Below are 14,982 nucleotides of genomic sequence, written 5' to 3'. Positions count from 1 at the left end.
CCATGATGGAATGGTTACAATTGTTATTACCTGCATGGACCATGGGAACACTCTTAGTTTTCCTAACTGCACCTTTAGGTTGTTTGATGCTTTGGCGACGAATGTCTTTCTTTGCCGATACCATGGCACATGGCACTTTATTAGGCGTAGCCATTGCAGGAATTCTTCAGTTACCACTTTGGTTAGGGGTCGGCTTATTGGCCTTGTTACTGGTTGGAATTCTCTGGATTCTCCATGATCCACGCTTACCAAATGATGCTTTATTGGCACTTTGTTCTGCGACACTTCTATGCTCAGGTTTATTATTAATTCAAAATTTACCCAGTTTACGTCCTGAACTTTTAAGTTACTTATTTGGTGATTTATTACAAATTTCTTGGCAAGATTTGCCTTTTTTTATCCTCATTATTCTCATTGCATTGTTGATTCTATATCGTTCTTGGCAAGCACAAATTCAAATTGCAATAGATCCTGATATAGCGATGAGTGAAGGTGTTAATGCAAAATGGCAACGTTTAATCTTCATGCTACTCTTAGCTTTATTTACGGTACTGGCATTACGTGCAGTGGGTTCGCTATTAATGGGAGCTTTACTGGTTATTCCTGCTTTAACCGCACGCTTATTGGCACATTCACCAAAACAAATGGTCATTTGGGCATTTATTACAGCCCAAGTCGGGATCTCAATTGGTTTATGGTCAAGTGCTGCGCTAGATATTTCTACAGGCTTAAGTATTGTCCTAACCATGGCTATTATATTTGCTGCAATATTTTCAATACAAAAAATTAAAAAAACTATTTAGATCTTCTTTTTCTAAGATTTTAAATATTACACAGTATAAAAATATTTAAAATCTTAAGAAATTATTTTAATAAAATCTGGACAACGTAAATGATCCTCAAAAGGACAATGTTCCATGTGTTGTAAAATACTTTTCATTTCCAATAAATGATTAATTTTCAATTCGATATCATGTATTTTTTCACTAATCTCCCTTCTATTGACCTGAATACGATGATTAGAAATAAATATTTTTTCAATCTCAGCGATAGACAATCCACCTTCTCTTAAAAACTTAATCAATTTTACGGTGGGTAAAATATGTTCTGAATACTGTCTTCTTAAGCCTTTTCGGCCCATTGATTTTATTAAACCCTTAGATTCATAAAATCGAATCGTGGCTGTAGATAATCCGCTTAATTTTGATAAAACTCCAATATCGATTTCTTGCATAAAAGACCTCTTGACTTAAAGTTAACTTTAAGTTGGAAACTAGAATGCCATTCAATCAAAAATAGGAAAACAGCACAATGCTTTTCTTTATGCATACCATTGCTATTGGCATTCTTGCAACAATATTTATGGATATTTTCAGTATTCTGAATCAAAAAATATTTAAAATTATTCCATTAAATTATGCCCTAATTGGTCGTTGGGTTTTATCATGGAAAAATTTTAAGTTTAGTCACAATACTATTCTTAATACCTCCGCTATAAAGCATGAATTATGTGTAGGGTGGCTGATTCATTATGCGACTGGAATTGGATGGACTTATTTATACTTCATCAGTAGCACATATTTTAATTATGAGATTAATCTATTAAATACACTGATCTTTGCCTTGATCACAACATTATTTCCTTTCATCATTCTACAACCCGTTTTAGGATTTGGTATTTTTGCACAAAAAACACCAAATCCTCTTAAAAGCATTAGAAACAGTCTTATTGCGCATAGTCTGTTTGGCTTAGGACTGTATTATGCTTATAGGCTATGCATCTCAATTTATTAATACCGCGACAGAGCTATATACACCATAAATTGCAATTATCACTAGAAACCAACCACAGAGCGTCAATATTTTAGAGTAATACTGACTTTGTGCCAGTTTATTAAAACCCAAATAAACGAAAGACAAAGTCAGAAAGTCTAAAATAATCCAAGCTAGCACTAAAATACTTAAGCTGATATTGATATTGGTATGCACCCCAATAAATTGAGGAAAAAATGATGAAAAGAAAATAATATCTTTCGGGTTCGAAATACCCACCAAAAAACCTTTTTTTAACCCACCACTGATTGGTGAAATCGCTTGAACTTTCTGTTCTTTGGTTTGATGTACTTCTTTTAAAATTTCAAAGCCCAAATAGGCAATATAGAAACATCCAATTATTTTAATACCAATGAACAACCATTCATTAACATCAAAAATTCCTTTAATAATCAATATTGAAATAGCAATCAGAAGCAAAGATGCTAGATTCGTACCCAGAATAGTTTTTAATGCACTAACATATCCACCTTTCAAACCCGCACTTGCCACCAAAATCATGACAGGACCAGGCGTTGCTATCATAATTACAACACTGATGATATATAAATAGAAATCAAAATAATTCACATGATTAACCCATGACGCTTATGATTGACGTACTAAACTTAATAAAAATGCTGCACCTGAAAATAGACCCGCAAAAGTTCGATTTAAATATTTTTGTTGTTTCGGTGATTTTAATATACGCAAAACTTTTGAAGCTAACCCTGTATAACCTGCCATCACAATTAAATCAATCGTGATCATCGTCATTGCCATGATGGCATATTGAGTAGGTTGCGGTCGCGTTAAATCTAAAAACTGAGGTAAAACTGCCAATAAGAAAACAATGGCCTTTGGATTACTTAAATTGACCAAAAAACCGTGAATAATTAACTTTTTGCGAGACTTATTCTGTAAGCCATTCGATATTTCAATATTTTGAATCGGTGCTTTCCATTGCAAATATGCAAGATATAATAGATAACCTACACCAAACCACTTTACGATTAAAAAAGCCCACGGCGTCGTTGCAAAAAGCACCCCTGCCCCCGCTGCAATAACCCCAATTTGTATGAGAAGTGCTAACTGAAGTCCCAATGCATTCCAATATCCATGACGAAATCCGTAATTTAAGCCACTCGACATAGAAGCAATTGCACCTGCACCAGGCGAGATACTAATTATCCAACACGCCAACATAAAAGCAAACCACATTTGATATGACATATTTTACGCACTAATTTAACAACTACTATCGACTACTAAATTATAAAATATTTTCTATAATTAAAAGACAAAATTTAAATGTGTAAACTTAATAACATACTATTCATATAATTATCATTCAGGCACAATAGCTAAAGCCACTACAGAAAATAAAATACTTAGGAGCCATGAATGACTGCCCAATCTGTAATTTTGCCCTTACCATCGGATCATGCTCGATTTATTAGTTTACGTTTAAAAGATTTATCAATTAAAAAATTAAAAGAAAAATTACAATATTTATTTTCTACTCGTGATCGCCTAATTTCACAACATCCTCATGCTGAAATTAAAACTGCTGTCGCTTTTGGCCCAGAACTTTGGAGTCAGCTTTATCCTCAAGTACCTGATAATTTCAAACAACTCGAACCTATTCATGGTTCATTTGAAATGCCAGTTGTTGCCGCAGATCTCTTTATTCATATTGCGTCACAACGTGTTGATGTCTGTTTTGCATTAAGCCAAGCTTTTTTTGAAGATATACAATCGCAAGTGGAGGTTCTCGAAGAACGTGCTTGTTTCCGTAACTTCGAAGGTCGTGATTTAACTGGTTTTATTGATGGTACAGAAAACCCACAGTTTCCTGATGATCGGGCAGAAACCGCATTATTAAGTAAAGACGCTGGTATTTTTAAAGATGGTTCTTTCATTTTTGCTCAGCGCTATGCACACAATTTAGAAAAATGGAAAAAACTAAAAGTTGATGCTCAAGAAAATGTGATTGGTCGTACTAAACTTGAAAGTATTGAATTAGAGGATGATGTTAAACCAGAAAACTCACATGTTGCACGTGTTGTGATTGAAGATGATCAGGGAGAAGAACTCGCTATTCTTCGACATTCTCTTCCTTATGGTGATGGGCAAGGTGATCAAGGGCTATACTTTGTGGCATATACCAATAATTTAAAAACCATTGATGATATGCTTTTCCATATGTTTGGAACCAGTGGTGATGGTATTCATGATCGTCTATTACACTTTGTAACACCAAAAGATGGGGCTTATTACTTTGCCCCAAGCGAAGAGGTTTTAGAAGAAATTTTAGAAAATTAAATTATAATATGACTAATGAGCCCGACAATTTTAAGGTCAAATACTCATTTAAATAATAAAAGGGAGCATTCGCTCCCTTTTGATTGCACTCTTTTAGTTAACCTCGTTAGAAAGTCACACGCTTATACTCACGATATTCTGGTTTCCAGAAATTATCTTCTATAGCTTGCTTGAGTTGTTCATCACTCACTTGCTGGGCAACACCAGACTCTACTGCTGCCTTAGCAACTTTAAATGCAATTGCTTTAGAAACTTTCTGAATATCATCAATATCTGGTAATAAATCTGCTTCTATATCATTCAATTTAGGTGAACAATCTGCTAATGCATTACTTGATGCCATCAGCATGCTATCTGTCACATGTGTTGCACCCGATGCAATAACACCTAAACCAATACCAGGAAAAATATAAGAATTATTACATTGAGAAATATTATGTAATTTTCCATGATAATTTACAGGTGCAAATGGACTACCTGTAGCAATAAGCGCCTTACCTTCTGTCCAATTTAAAATATCTGCAGGTACTGCTTCAACGCGAGATGTTGGATTAGATAATGGCATAACAATTGGCCGCTCACAATTTTGTGCCAATGTCTTAATCACTTCTTCAGTAAATAATCCAGGTTGACCAGAGACCCCGATCAATACAGTTGGCTTCGCATAAGTCACGACATCTAAGAGTGAAATTACACCATTCGCATCTGCCCACGCAGCAACACCTTCGGGTTTTTGTGCTAAATTACGCTGAAAATCTAACAAATTTGGCTGATTTTCAGTAATTAAACCAAAACGATCAACCATATAAACACGCGCACGTGCTTCAGCTTCTGTTAAACCTTCAAAAACCATTTGAGCAATAATTTGCTCAGCAATACCACAGCCTGCTGATCCAGCACCTAAGAAAGTAACGACTTGATCTTTAACTTGCTTGCCAGCCGCACGAGATGCAGCAATTAAACTACCAACAGAAACTGCTGCTGTACCCTGAATATCATCATTAAAACAACGTAAATTATCGCGATATTTTTGTAATAATGGCATCGCATTATTTTGTGCAAAATCTTCAAATTGAACTAAGGCTTCAGGCCAAAGTTTTTTAATAGCAGTAATAACTTCATCTACAAAAGCATAATATTCATCACCACTAATACGCGGTTGTTTACATCCCATATAAATAGGATCATTCAATAACTGTTGATTATTTGTACCGACATCTAAAGTGATAGGTAAAGTATAAGCTGGGCTAATACCACCGCATGCGGTATATAAAGAAAGCTTTCCAATTGGAATTCCCATTCCACCAATTCCTTGGTCACCTAAACCTAGAATTCGCTCGCCATCTGTAATGACGATCACTTTGACATTTTTCTTATTTACATTATGCAAAATAGCATCAATATGCTCACGATCAGGGTAAGAAATAAAGACGCCCCGATGACGACGGTAAATATCTGAAAACCTTTGACATGCCTCACCTACAGTAGGTGTATAGATAATTGGCATCATCTCACTTAAATGGTTTTCAATTAAATGATAGAACAAGGTTTCATTCGTATCTTGAATATTTCTTAAATAGATATGTTTGTTAATTGCATCGCTAAATGCACTAAACTGTTGATAAGAGCGTTGACTTTGCTCTTCAATACTTTCAATTACATGTGGAATAAGACCATGTAAATTAAAATTCGTGCGTTCTTCCACTGAGAAAGCTGAGCCTTTATTTAATAAAGGTAATTCTAATAGAGTGTTACCTGCATAAGGTGTATATAAAGGTTTTTTTGTTACGGTCGTTTCTAGTACCATTTCCGATCTCATTTGGGACAATTCCGATGGAATATTCGAAATGAAAAATTCCTATCTAGCTTTCTCTATAGCTTACCTTTATTTCCACAAGAAATGTCATTTTATAGATTTATACTAAATTCATTATTATTTTATGTGTAAATAAAAAAGAGAGTTGACTTATATTTGTACAAATTGTGTTTATAATTTATTCTTAAATAGACATTTTTCATTTAAAGGAAGAAAAATGTCTAAAAAAAGCTATTTTTTTTGAAAAAAACAAAAAGAAAATTACAGGTTCTAAATGCCATAAAATCATTTAATAAAAAAATACCATATAAAGCACTAGGGAATCGTATAAAATATCATCATGACTTCGGTGGTGTCATTTGTTGCATATCAACAAAAATACTCACTATCTTTCTTACCCACGGCAATAAAACTAAAACAATTGGAAAAGCAAATGCCCAAGAGATCATCCAATTTGTGAACCAAAATTCTATAAAACCATCATACCAGCCCAAATTCCTGAGCATATTAATTAAAGAAATAATTCCACTCATGAGAAATGATAAAAAAAATGGGATCATGATTGTTGCCCATTTAATAGGAAGCTTAGGTATATTGCCAATAATCATTGGACGAGGCTTATTCATTGAACTTTTCAAAACATAAATTAAAACCTAACTAATATGCCATTAACGTCATAATTTTTCATGTATGTTTTCAAATTTAATGATTAAAAGAACCGAACACGATTCATTCCATCAAATTGCATTCACCTAAAGGCAATGAAATTTGCTATATTTAACGTTCCTCTGCGACATTTATTTTCAATTGATATGAATACGGCAATACAAGCAGCGCTCGAACATGCAGTGCAAAACCTTCAAGCAGAAGGTGTTCTTCCATCTGACTGGAACAATACAAGCAATCTGACTCGTACAAAAGACCGAAGTCATGGTGACTTTGCTTCAAATATTGCAATGATAGGTTCTAAAGCTGCAGGTATGAAGCCACGAGATTTAGCAGAAAAAATTCTGCAAAATTTGCCAGAAGTCATCGACATTAGTAAAGCTGAAATCGCTGGTCCTGGTTTTATTAACTTCTTTTTAAATGCTGACCAACGCTTTACTATTTTAGATCAAATATACGCTCAAAAAGAACATTTTGGTCGCACAACACTCAATGCTGAAAAACGTATTCAAGTTGAATTCGTTTCTGCAAATCCAACTTCTAGCCTTCATGTCGGTCACGGACGTGGTGCTGCATACGGTATGACCGTTGCGAATTTATTAGAAGCAACAGGTGCAAAAGTAGATCGTGAATATTATGTCAATGATGCTGGTCGTCAAATGGACATTTTAGCGACATCAACATATTTACGTTACTTAGAATTGACTGGTCAAAGTTTAGTATTTCCTAAAAATGCTTATCAAGGTGACTATGTTAAAGAAATCGCACAAAGCATTATCGATAAAGATGGTGATGCTTATGTTCAAGCTGTTGCAGATATCTACAAAGATGTACCAGAAGATATTCAGTATGCAGAAGAACTTGATGCAGAAGGTCAAAAAATTGTACTTTCTGGTGATAAAGAAAAGCACATTGATGGTTTAATTTTTAATTCACAACAGCGATTAGGCAAAGACTATCGCGTTTTCCATCAAGCAGCATTGAAAGCAATCCTTGATGATATTAAAGATGACCTCGGTGAGTTTGGAGTGACCTTCAATCAGTGGTTCAGTGAGGCAACATTAATAAGTAAAATTGATGAAGCACTACAAACTTTAGATCAACGTGGTTATTTATACGAAAAAGATGGCAATATCTGGTTTAAATCGACTGAATTTGGCGATGAAAAAGACCGTGTTGTTAAACGTCGCAATGGACAACCGACTTATTTTGCATCTGACATTGCTTATCACTTAAATAAGCTACAACGTGGCTATACAGACCTCATTAATATTTGGGGCTCAGATCACCATGGTTATATCACACGTGTAAAAGCTGCCATTGATGCAATGGGTTATGATTCTAAAAAACTCACAGTACTTTTGGTTCAGTTCGTCAGTTTATGGCGTGGTGGCGAAATGGTACAAATGTCATCTCGTTCAGGTCAGTTCGTAACGCTACGTGATTTACGTAAAGAAGTGGGTAATGACGCAGCACGTTTTTACTACGTAATGCGTAAGTCAGAACAGCATATTGATTTTGATTTAGACTTAGCCGTTTCACAAAGCAAAGATAATGCGGTGTACTATATTCAATATGCGCATGCACGTATTTGTCGTATGCTTGAAAAAGCTAAATCATTGAACATTTCATTTTCTTCTGAAAATGCTCGTCAATTTGCAGTAAAACTTGAACTTGAAGCCGAAACTGAAATTCTTGCAAAATTGGCAGCATACCCTGAGATTGTAGCGCGTGCTGCAAATAGTCATGAGCCACATCAAGTAGGTAATTATCTGAAAGAGTTAGCAGCACTATTTCACGGTTGGTATAATGAACATAAAGTTCTAAGTGAGAATGCTGAACTCACACAAGCACGTTTACTTCTTTCTGTAAACGTACAACGTGTTCTTTATAATGGTTTAGAGTTGTTAGGAGTTTCTGCACCTGAAGCAATGTAAACGCTAAATCCATACATTATTGAATACGCTTGATTTCTAAAATCATACAAATCAATGATTTTTGAACACTCTTTGTAAACAGGACAACTTGTCCTGTTTACTTATTTGAGGTACTCCAGTAATGTTGAAATGCTTCTATAAATTAAATAATGTATAACAATGAGGTTTCTTCGTGTTTGGAAAAACGCAACGTGGTGTATCTGACAGACCAAACAAGCCAAAAAAATCTTTAATTCCCGCATGGCTAGGAACGCTTATTATTATTCTCATGATATTGTGTTTTGGATTAGCACTTTTATTGTGGAAACCTTGGGAACCTGTAAAACCACAGAGTGATACAACGGTTGAACGTGCTCAAGAAGATACCAATCATGATTATCGCTTTTATGACCTCTTGCCTCAACAACAGGTAACCCCCATTCCTGAACAAGCTATTCCCGAAAATAAAGGTCCAACGGCAGTTGTTATTGTTGAAGCACCACAAACTGCACCTATTGCGGCATCTGAGGCTGGCTTATTAACTGAGCCTAAAGTTCCTGCCAAAACGAGTTTTATCTTACAAGTTCGCAGTTATAATAATCCAGATGCAGCTGATGCACGTCGCGCAGAAATTATTTTAAACGGACTGTCTGCGGATGTTATTAAAACAGTAGAGAATGGCGAAACATGGTATCGCGTTATTTCAGGTCCATATGAATCTCAGCAAGCTGCGATTATTGCTCAGCAAACCTTACAAAATAGTGGAATCGATTCTATCGTGATTAAACATTAATCAAAATATTTACAATAAAAAAGATGCTTAAGCATCTTTTTTTATTTGTATTCATCGTTCTATCAAATCTATTTTGAAGCTTTCATCCGATCAGGTAAAACAGGTGCTTTCATTCTTGAACCGACATAATGAGAAATTTCACCAAAGCGTTCATCTTCATTGATCCATTGATCTCGTGCTTTCGTTATTTCGTCTTGTGTTCGTCCAACGAAATTCCACCACAATAAAATAGGAGACTCAAAGGGCTCTCCTCCCAACAATAAAACACGACTTTCTGCATGAATTTGTAATTCAATTTCGGTCAAACCTACATCCAACGTAATCATATTTTGAATATTTAATGTATGACCATTTACAGTTGCTGCTCCTTCAAGTGCCATCAATCCATATTCAAATTTTGGATTAAGTTTGAGTATTGTTTTTGCTGAATGCTGTGCATATAAATCAACACCAAGTAAATCAGAATGTACTGCAACAGGCGAATGCACTTTTAAAAATTCACCGACTAATACCGTGAATTCAATACCATCCTGTTGAGTTATAGGCAATTCAGGGTAATGGTCGAATTGAGGTGCCATATTTCGCTTATCATCTGGCAGCGCTATCCACAGTTGAGCCGCATGCATTTTCGTTTCAGTGTCTGGTGCAACTTCTGTATGTGAAATACCATAACCTGCCGTCATTAAATTCACTTGTTTCGGTTGAATTAATTGATTTTTAGTGCCAATACTATCGCTATGGAGCATGGTACCTTCAAGCATCCAAGTAAATGTTTGCAAGCCAATATGTGGATGTGGCCCCACATCTAAACCATCGCCTTGAGAAAATGTAACAGGACCTGCATGATCTAGAAAACACCACGCACCAATCATCCGTTTTTGACGATTAGGTAAAGCACGTTTAATTGTCGTGCCCTTTCCAATTTCAGCAGAGCGAATTTCAAAGTTTTGAATGTGTTGATTGACAAAATTTTCGTCATCATTTGAATTCAAAAACTCAGTATCATTGATCGTACTCATATTTCCCTCTATGCTTATTCATTTGATGATGAATGATTAATTCTTTCTTTTTATTCTAGTGTTATAGGTCATATTTCTCTAGAACTTGGTTAATATGCTTCATATTATGAATAGAACAATCGTGATTTCAACTTAATTTTGAGACAAAAATAAAGCCACATAAAGTGGCGATGAAGGTCTTAACTGTTTAAGATTGGCTGCTCTTAATATTCTGTTTCAGATTTTTCATAAATTGCATAAATGCAGGCTGAAAATCTTGAAATATGGGATGTTCTCTATTTTCTAACATCACCTCACTAAAAAGCTTTAATCCAACAGCAAACGCTGGGATAGTTTCATCATTGAATATTTTTGCACGATTTAACCGCTCGACAATTGCAAAAATATCATCATGATTACCCACATTAAATTGCAGGTTTTCTTTGTAATGGGAAGGCTCACCTTTTAGGTCAGTAAGATGTTGTACTGTTACATGGTATTGATGTTGTTTCATTTCATCATTTCTCGTCTTAATTAATTTATTTGTGATAATTCCATAAATTCAATCTCCAATAAATTGGCATTAAATTTTTGAAAAACTATTTGTAACGATTCAACCAATTCAGCTTGATCATGATGCTTTAAATCGGCACATTTAATTTGTAAAACACCAGTTTCCACCAAATGAGGTAAAGCATATTTTGCATCACCTCGACTCAGTTTATTCTGACTAATTAAACCAACAATTTCTAAGTCTGCAATAACACGATAAATGGTTGCTAAACCTATTTTTTTATTTTGTTGATATAATTTTTGATACAACTCCTTCACTGTTAAATCTTCTGCTTGAGCAGTTAAAAGAGACATGACTGCTACACGGGCAGATGTCACTCTTAGTCCAGCTTTCCTGATATTCTGCTGAATTGCTATCGTCATATTCAATCCACTTTTAATTATAAACGCCCAATTTCTACTGCTGCATGATCAATTTTTTCAGCAATTTGACGAACTTTTTCAGTTTCAATATCTGCTGTAGCTAGCTTTAAGCGAAGTGCAGTTTTTAAATTTTCCATCGCTCTATGAATATCAATAAACTTGTCATTGTTGATGATTTCACGCTTTAACTTTAATTTCTCTAAGAGCTTCTTCACTAATTCTTGCTGTTCGTTTAAATATATATTTCCTAAATTTGTAATACGATATTGTTTTCGATCTACGTCTATGCTTTCCACAGAAACAAATCCCATATCTTCCAAATATGCCAATGTTGGATAAATTGTACCCGGACTTGGACTATAACCATCACCAACCAAATCGCTAATGTCCTTAATAATTTCATAACCATGCTTTGTTTCTTGCTGAATAAGGTATAAAACCAAAAGTTTCATACGACCAGATTCAAATAAACGTCCACGACGTCCACCATGCCTACGTTCTAGATGATGTTCGCCTTTTTCAAATTCATTTCTGGAATGATGATGTTGATGTGATCTCATTTGTTATCTTCCAATTTTGCTTATTTTATATATATTAAGATATATCTTAATATATCTTTTGTCGAGAAAAGATATAACTTATCTTTTATTAAATTGATTTTATTCAAATTAATTCTTAAAAATGGATTACATAAGGATTGGTATTCAAACTTTATTTTATTCACATATAAAGAAATACAATTTCAAAGGTTACTTACAATTACAGCTCAAAACCTCAAGTATCAGGATTTTACATATAGAAAATTCACAATAAAATATGCCAAAAATAATATCTCTTTTGCAGAAAATGAATGTTAGACAAATGAAAATATCTTGCAAAAAACCAAATCATATTATTATTCTGAAATTCCCACAGACACTCATTCAAGCATAAGTTCTGTGGCAAATAAGACCATCTGATTATTTCAATTTATTTTTCTTACTTCAGTCATTGAGGACGTAATTACAGAACCATCTTGCATAGTAGGAGCCATAAAAGATATCGGTTGACCCGTAAGTTTTTCAATAAGAACAGAATGATATTCACCTTGTTTAAATAAATGCTGCTCTCCCCATTGTCTTAATGCCACCACAACAGGAAATAAACTTTCACCTTGAGCAGTCAATATATATTCTTGATATGCCGTACCATCAGAAGCATCCTGCATTTCTAGAATACCCGCTTCGACCAATTTACGTAATCGATTAGATAAAATATTACGAGCAACGCCTAAACTTCGCTGGAAATCACCAAACCGACGCATTCCATCAAATGCATCGCGCACAATAAGAAGAGACCAACGATCACCGATTAAATCGACACAACGCGCAACTGGACAAGGTTCTTCATTGATTAATTGAGAAGTCGACATAAAAATTTCTTACTCGATAAAATAATAAACCTAGTTGCATTTTAAAACTGATAGGCATAAGATTCAACTAGTTTTGTTTTGAAACCACATTGGCGGTTTTTTGATTATGGCAACTTCTCCTATTTCCTCATTTAAACAAAGTAAGATACAGACCCAAGTACACTTGTCTCGTAGTCTTATATGGTTGTTCGCTATTGCAAGTGGTTTAAGCGTGGCAAATGTTTATTATGCTCAGCCTTTACTGAATGCATTAGCACAAGACTTTGGCATTGGACAAGCCGCTGTAGGTATTGTCATTACAGCGACCCAAATTGGTTGTGCACTGGCTTTATTCTTATTAGTTCCCTTAGGAGACCGAGTAAATCGTCGTTATCTGATGATCATACAACTCCTCTTACTGGTAGGGGCATTAATCGCAGTTGCTATAGCACACACTGCATTTGCACTTTTAATGAGTATGCTGATGGTCGGCTTATTAGGGACGGCAATGACACAAGGCTTGATTGCCTATGCAGCCAGCGCCGCAGCACCTCATGAACAAGGTCACGTTGTTGGTGTTGCACAAAGTGGCGTATTTATTGGCTTACTCTTGGCTCGTGTATTTTCTGGTGGTATCAGTGATTTAGCTGGATGGCGTAGCGTTTATCTTTGTGCCGCTGTCCTTATGCTCATGATTGCAATTCCACTATGGCGATGCCTACCGCACTTAACGACGACTTCAAACCCGCTAAGTTACGCTCGATTAATTACATCTATGCTGACGTTATTACGTGAAGAGAAAATTCTACAAGTGCGCGGAATCTTAGCATTGCTCATGTTTGCCGCATTCAATATTTTTTGGAGTGCACTCGTCTTACCATTAAGTGCACCACCTTATAACTTTTCACATACGATCATTGGTGCATTTGGTTTAATTGGTGTTATCGGTGCACTTGCTGCCACATGGGCTGGAAAATGGGCTGATCAAGGCTATGCCCAATATACGAGTGCGGCAGCACTTGTTATCTTACTGCTCGCATGGTGGCCAATATCATTAATGCAATGGTCATTGGGTATACTCATTATTGGGATATTACTACTCGATTTAGGCGGTCAAGCCCTACATGTGACAAACCAAAGTATGATTTTTCGTACTCGACCTGAAGCACATAGTCGAATGGTGGGGTTATACATGTTGTTCTATGCCATTGGTAGTGGACTCGGTGCGATCAGTACCACAGTAATTTATGCCTCTGCTGGCTGGCAAGGCGTATGCTTATTGGGTGCATCAGTCAGTTTACTCGCACTGCTATTTTGGTGGATGACGCGTCGAGTTTGCTAGCTGAATAAAGAATAAGATGAGATATAACCAATTGATATTAAAGATTGGAGCCTCATCTTATTTAATGTTTATACACTTTCAACTAGAAAGAGCTACAGGTGGGATTATTAAAAATATTAAATGAATATAAAACTATGGATTCATAACCTTATTATGCAATCTATCTTTCATTTGACAACATTCCCAGTAACCATTGCATAGAAAACCAATCGAAGGTGTTTTTCCTCATCTACAATAAAGGATGAGTGATCAAATGTTACTCGACCTACATCATCGATCATGAAACTACGACGTCCTTCGCAGCGACCATGCACATCATGCTGATTCCATAGACTTTGAAAAGAAGGTGAAATCTGTTCCAATGCTTCTACAAGTGCGATCATTCCGTCATCTTCGGGAGCCTGTGCAAAGTCTCGTCGAAAACTCGCTAAAACCTGTGGGGCCTGAGCAGACCATTCTACGATCCGACTATTCAAGCGATCGTCCGAAAATAACATCCAAAGCATATTCCGTTCAGACACATCACGTTGCTCAAATTGAAAAAGGTTCTCAGCGGCAGTGTTCCACCCTATCACATCCCATCTCAAGTTCAATACGTAGGCAGGACGGTGCGTCAAATCATCAAGCAACACACGCACCAGTGGTGGCAGTTCGCACCACGTTTCTCCTGCTACAGCTGGTGGACGTTGATGTGCCAACAGAAATAAATGTCGTCGCTCAATTTCATCCAATTTTAAGACCCGAGATACACTATCGAGAAATTCAGTGGATACCGTAATAACACGCCCCTGCTCTAACCATGTATACCACGTAAGCCCAACTCCCGCGAGTGCAGCAACTTCCTCACGACGAAGCCCTGATGTTCGTCTCCTTTTTCCAAGAGGTAAGCCAACATCAAGAGGAGAAAGACTCTCTCGTCGTCGCCGTAGAAAATCTGCTAGTTCAGTGCGTTTTCGATCTAAACGGTTGTCCAACATATCACCCGTAG

General features: G+C 35.9%; 17 protein-coding genes. 6 read left to right on the top strand and 11 right to left on the bottom strand.

The window, feature by feature from the left end; genetic code table 11:
* Positions 1 to 2: 2 nt before the first annotated feature.
* Complete coding sequence (gene znuB, locus B9T31_RS07270; RefSeq protein WP_086181289.1) at positions 3 to 803, top strand: zinc ABC transporter permease subunit ZnuB; 801 nt, start codon at positions 3 to 5, stop codon at positions 801 to 803.
* Between the two features lie 53 nt (positions 804 to 856).
* On the opposite strand, the gene B9T31_RS07265 is transcribed toward znuB, so the two are convergent.
* A complete protein-coding gene (locus B9T31_RS07265; protein WP_086181288.1) occupies positions 857 to 1,234 on the bottom strand; it encodes a MerR family transcriptional regulator in 378 nt (125 codons plus the stop codon).
* A gap of 77 nt (positions 1,235 to 1,311) precedes the next feature.
* On the opposite strand from B9T31_RS07265, the gene B9T31_RS07260 reads away from it, so the two are divergent.
* The gene (locus B9T31_RS07260) at positions 1,312 to 1,794 is read left to right on the top strand and encodes a DUF2938 family protein (protein ID WP_086181287.1); all 483 of its coding nucleotides are present in this window, start codon (positions 1,312 to 1,314) and stop codon (positions 1,792 to 1,794) included.
* Here B9T31_RS07260 and B9T31_RS07255 read toward each other — a convergent pair.
* Together B9T31_RS07255 and B9T31_RS07250 are read right to left on the bottom strand one after the other, a co-directional pair.
* The gene (locus tag B9T31_RS07255) at positions 1,783 to 2,403 is read right to left on the bottom strand and encodes a LysE family translocator (RefSeq protein ID WP_086181286.1); all 621 of its coding nucleotides are present in this window, start codon (positions 2,401 to 2,403) and stop codon (positions 1,783 to 1,785) included. The genes B9T31_RS07260 and B9T31_RS07255 overlap by 12 nt on opposite strands.
* 18 nt (positions 2,404 to 2,421) lie before the next feature.
* Positions 2,422 to 3,045, bottom strand: a complete 624-nt coding sequence (locus B9T31_RS07250; protein WP_086181285.1) for a LysE family transporter — start codon at positions 3,043 to 3,045, stop codon at positions 2,422 to 2,424.
* Between the two features lie 171 nt (positions 3,046 to 3,216).
* On the opposite strand from B9T31_RS07250, the gene B9T31_RS07245 reads away from it, so the two are divergent.
* Positions 3,217 to 4,137 (top strand): Dyp-type peroxidase, encoded by a 921-nt coding sequence (locus B9T31_RS07245; protein ID WP_086181284.1) that lies wholly within the window; start codon positions 3,217 to 3,219, stop codon positions 4,135 to 4,137.
* A 106-nt stretch (positions 4,138 to 4,243) separates the two neighbouring features.
* On the opposite strand, the gene B9T31_RS07240 is transcribed toward B9T31_RS07245, so the two are convergent.
* Positions 4,244 to 5,944 carry an NAD-dependent malic enzyme gene (locus tag B9T31_RS07240; RefSeq protein ID WP_086181283.1) on the bottom strand — a complete coding sequence of 567 codons (1,701 nt, stop codon included), beginning with the start codon at positions 5,942 to 5,944 and terminating at the stop codon, positions 4,244 to 4,246.
* Between the two features lie 347 nt (positions 5,945 to 6,291).
* The gene (locus B9T31_RS07235) at positions 6,292 to 6,579 is read right to left on the bottom strand and encodes a DUF2798 domain-containing protein (RefSeq protein WP_086181282.1); all 288 of its coding nucleotides are present in this window, start codon (positions 6,577 to 6,579) and stop codon (positions 6,292 to 6,294) included.
* 186 nt (positions 6,580 to 6,765) lie between these two features.
* Between B9T31_RS07235 and argS the strand changes: the two genes are divergently transcribed.
* Both argS and B9T31_RS07225 read left to right on the top strand, forming a co-directional pair.
* A complete protein-coding gene (gene argS / locus B9T31_RS07230; protein ID WP_086181324.1) occupies positions 6,766 to 8,556 on the top strand; it encodes an arginine--tRNA ligase in 1,791 nt (596 codons plus the stop codon).
* 172 nt (positions 8,557 to 8,728) lie between these two features.
* Positions 8,729 to 9,328, top strand: coding sequence for an SPOR domain-containing protein (locus tag B9T31_RS07225; protein ID WP_086181281.1), 600 nt, complete (start codon positions 8,729 to 8,731; stop codon positions 9,326 to 9,328).
* Between the two features lie 68 nt (positions 9,329 to 9,396).
* Here the strand turns inward: B9T31_RS07225 and B9T31_RS07220 are convergent, their stop codons facing one another.
* From B9T31_RS07220 to B9T31_RS07195, 5 genes are all read right to left on the bottom strand, one after another.
* Positions 9,397 to 10,347 (bottom strand): pirin family protein, encoded by a 951-nt coding sequence (locus tag B9T31_RS07220; RefSeq protein WP_086181280.1) that lies wholly within the window; start codon positions 10,345 to 10,347, stop codon positions 9,397 to 9,399.
* A gap of 187 nt (positions 10,348 to 10,534) precedes the next feature.
* Complete coding sequence (locus B9T31_RS07215) at positions 10,535 to 10,840, bottom strand: DUF3861 domain-containing protein (RefSeq protein ID WP_086181279.1); 306 nt, start codon at positions 10,838 to 10,840, stop codon at positions 10,535 to 10,537.
* Between the two features lie 20 nt (positions 10,841 to 10,860).
* Positions 10,861 to 11,262: a Fur family transcriptional regulator gene (locus B9T31_RS07210; protein ID WP_086181278.1), complete on the bottom strand. Its 402-nt coding sequence runs from the start codon at positions 11,260 to 11,262 to the stop codon at positions 10,861 to 10,863.
* Positions 11,263 to 11,279: 17 nt separating this feature from the next.
* Positions 11,280 to 11,822: a PadR family transcriptional regulator gene (locus tag B9T31_RS07205; protein ID WP_086181277.1), complete on the bottom strand. Its 543-nt coding sequence runs from the start codon at positions 11,820 to 11,822 to the stop codon at positions 11,280 to 11,282.
* Between the two features lie 404 nt (positions 11,823 to 12,226).
* Positions 12,227 to 12,673 carry a winged helix-turn-helix transcriptional regulator gene (locus B9T31_RS07195; protein WP_086181275.1) on the bottom strand — a complete coding sequence of 149 codons (447 nt, stop codon included), beginning with the start codon at positions 12,671 to 12,673 and terminating at the stop codon, positions 12,227 to 12,229.
* Between the two features lie 106 nt (positions 12,674 to 12,779).
* Here B9T31_RS07195 and B9T31_RS07190 point away from each other — a divergent pair, with 106 nt between their 5' ends.
* Positions 12,780 to 13,994 carry an MFS transporter gene (locus B9T31_RS07190; RefSeq protein WP_086181274.1) on the top strand — a complete coding sequence of 405 codons (1,215 nt, stop codon included), beginning with the start codon at positions 12,780 to 12,782 and terminating at the stop codon, positions 13,992 to 13,994.
* Between the two features lie 167 nt (positions 13,995 to 14,161).
* On the opposite strand, the gene B9T31_RS07185 is transcribed toward B9T31_RS07190, so the two are convergent.
* Positions 14,162 to 14,971 (bottom strand): helix-turn-helix transcriptional regulator, encoded by an 810-nt coding sequence (locus B9T31_RS07185; RefSeq protein WP_086181273.1) that lies wholly within the window; start codon positions 14,969 to 14,971, stop codon positions 14,162 to 14,164.
* Positions 14,972 to 14,982: the final 11 nt, after the last annotated feature.

Origin of the sequence: Acinetobacter sp. ANC 4558 (assembly GCF_002135375.1) — a bacterium.
In the GTDB taxonomy this organism is placed as follows: domain Bacteria; phylum Pseudomonadota; class Gammaproteobacteria; order Pseudomonadales; family Moraxellaceae; genus Acinetobacter.
This window is presented reverse-complemented; position numbering and strand designations above follow the sequence as displayed.

Coding starts and splice junctions, on each gene's coding strand:
- znuB (WP_086181289.1), top strand. CDS start 3: ATGATGGAATGGTTACAATTGTTATTACCTGCATGGACCATGGGAACA.
- B9T31_RS07265 (WP_086181288.1), bottom strand. CDS start 1,234: ATGCAAGAAATCGATATTGGAGTTTTATCAAAATTAAGCGGATTATCT.
- B9T31_RS07260 (WP_086181287.1), top strand. CDS start 1,312: ATGCTTTTCTTTATGCATACCATTGCTATTGGCATTCTTGCAACAATA.
- B9T31_RS07250 (WP_086181285.1), bottom strand. CDS start 3,045: ATGTCATATCAAATGTGGTTTGCTTTTATGTTGGCGTGTTGGATAATT.
- B9T31_RS07245 (WP_086181284.1), top strand. CDS start 3,217: ATGACTGCCCAATCTGTAATTTTGCCCTTACCATCGGATCATGCTCGA.
- B9T31_RS07240 (WP_086181283.1), bottom strand. CDS start 5,944: ATGGTACTAGAAACGACCGTAACAAAAAAACCTTTATATACACCTTAT.
- B9T31_RS07235 (WP_086181282.1), bottom strand. CDS start 6,579: ATGAATAAGCCTCGTCCAATGATTATTGGCAATATACCTAAGCTTCCT.
- argS (WP_086181324.1), top strand. CDS start 6,766: ATGAATACGGCAATACAAGCAGCGCTCGAACATGCAGTGCAAAACCTT.
- B9T31_RS07220 (WP_086181280.1), bottom strand. CDS start 10,347: ATGAGTACGATCAATGATACTGAGTTTTTGAATTCAAATGATGACGAA.
- B9T31_RS07215 (WP_086181279.1), bottom strand. CDS start 10,840: ATGAAACAACATCAATACCATGTAACAGTACAACATCTTACTGACCTA.
- B9T31_RS07210 (WP_086181278.1), bottom strand. CDS start 11,262: ATGACGATAGCAATTCAGCAGAATATCAGGAAAGCTGGACTAAGAGTG.
- B9T31_RS07205 (WP_086181277.1), bottom strand. CDS start 11,822: ATGAGATCACATCAACATCATCATTCCAGAAATGAATTTGAAAAAGGC.
- B9T31_RS07195 (WP_086181275.1), bottom strand. CDS start 12,673: ATGTCGACTTCTCAATTAATCAATGAAGAACCTTGTCCAGTTGCGCGT.
- B9T31_RS07190 (WP_086181274.1), top strand. CDS start 12,780: ATGGCAACTTCTCCTATTTCCTCATTTAAACAAAGTAAGATACAGACC.
- B9T31_RS07185 (WP_086181273.1), bottom strand. CDS start 14,971: ATGTTGGACAACCGTTTAGATCGAAAACGCACTGAACTAGCAGATTTT.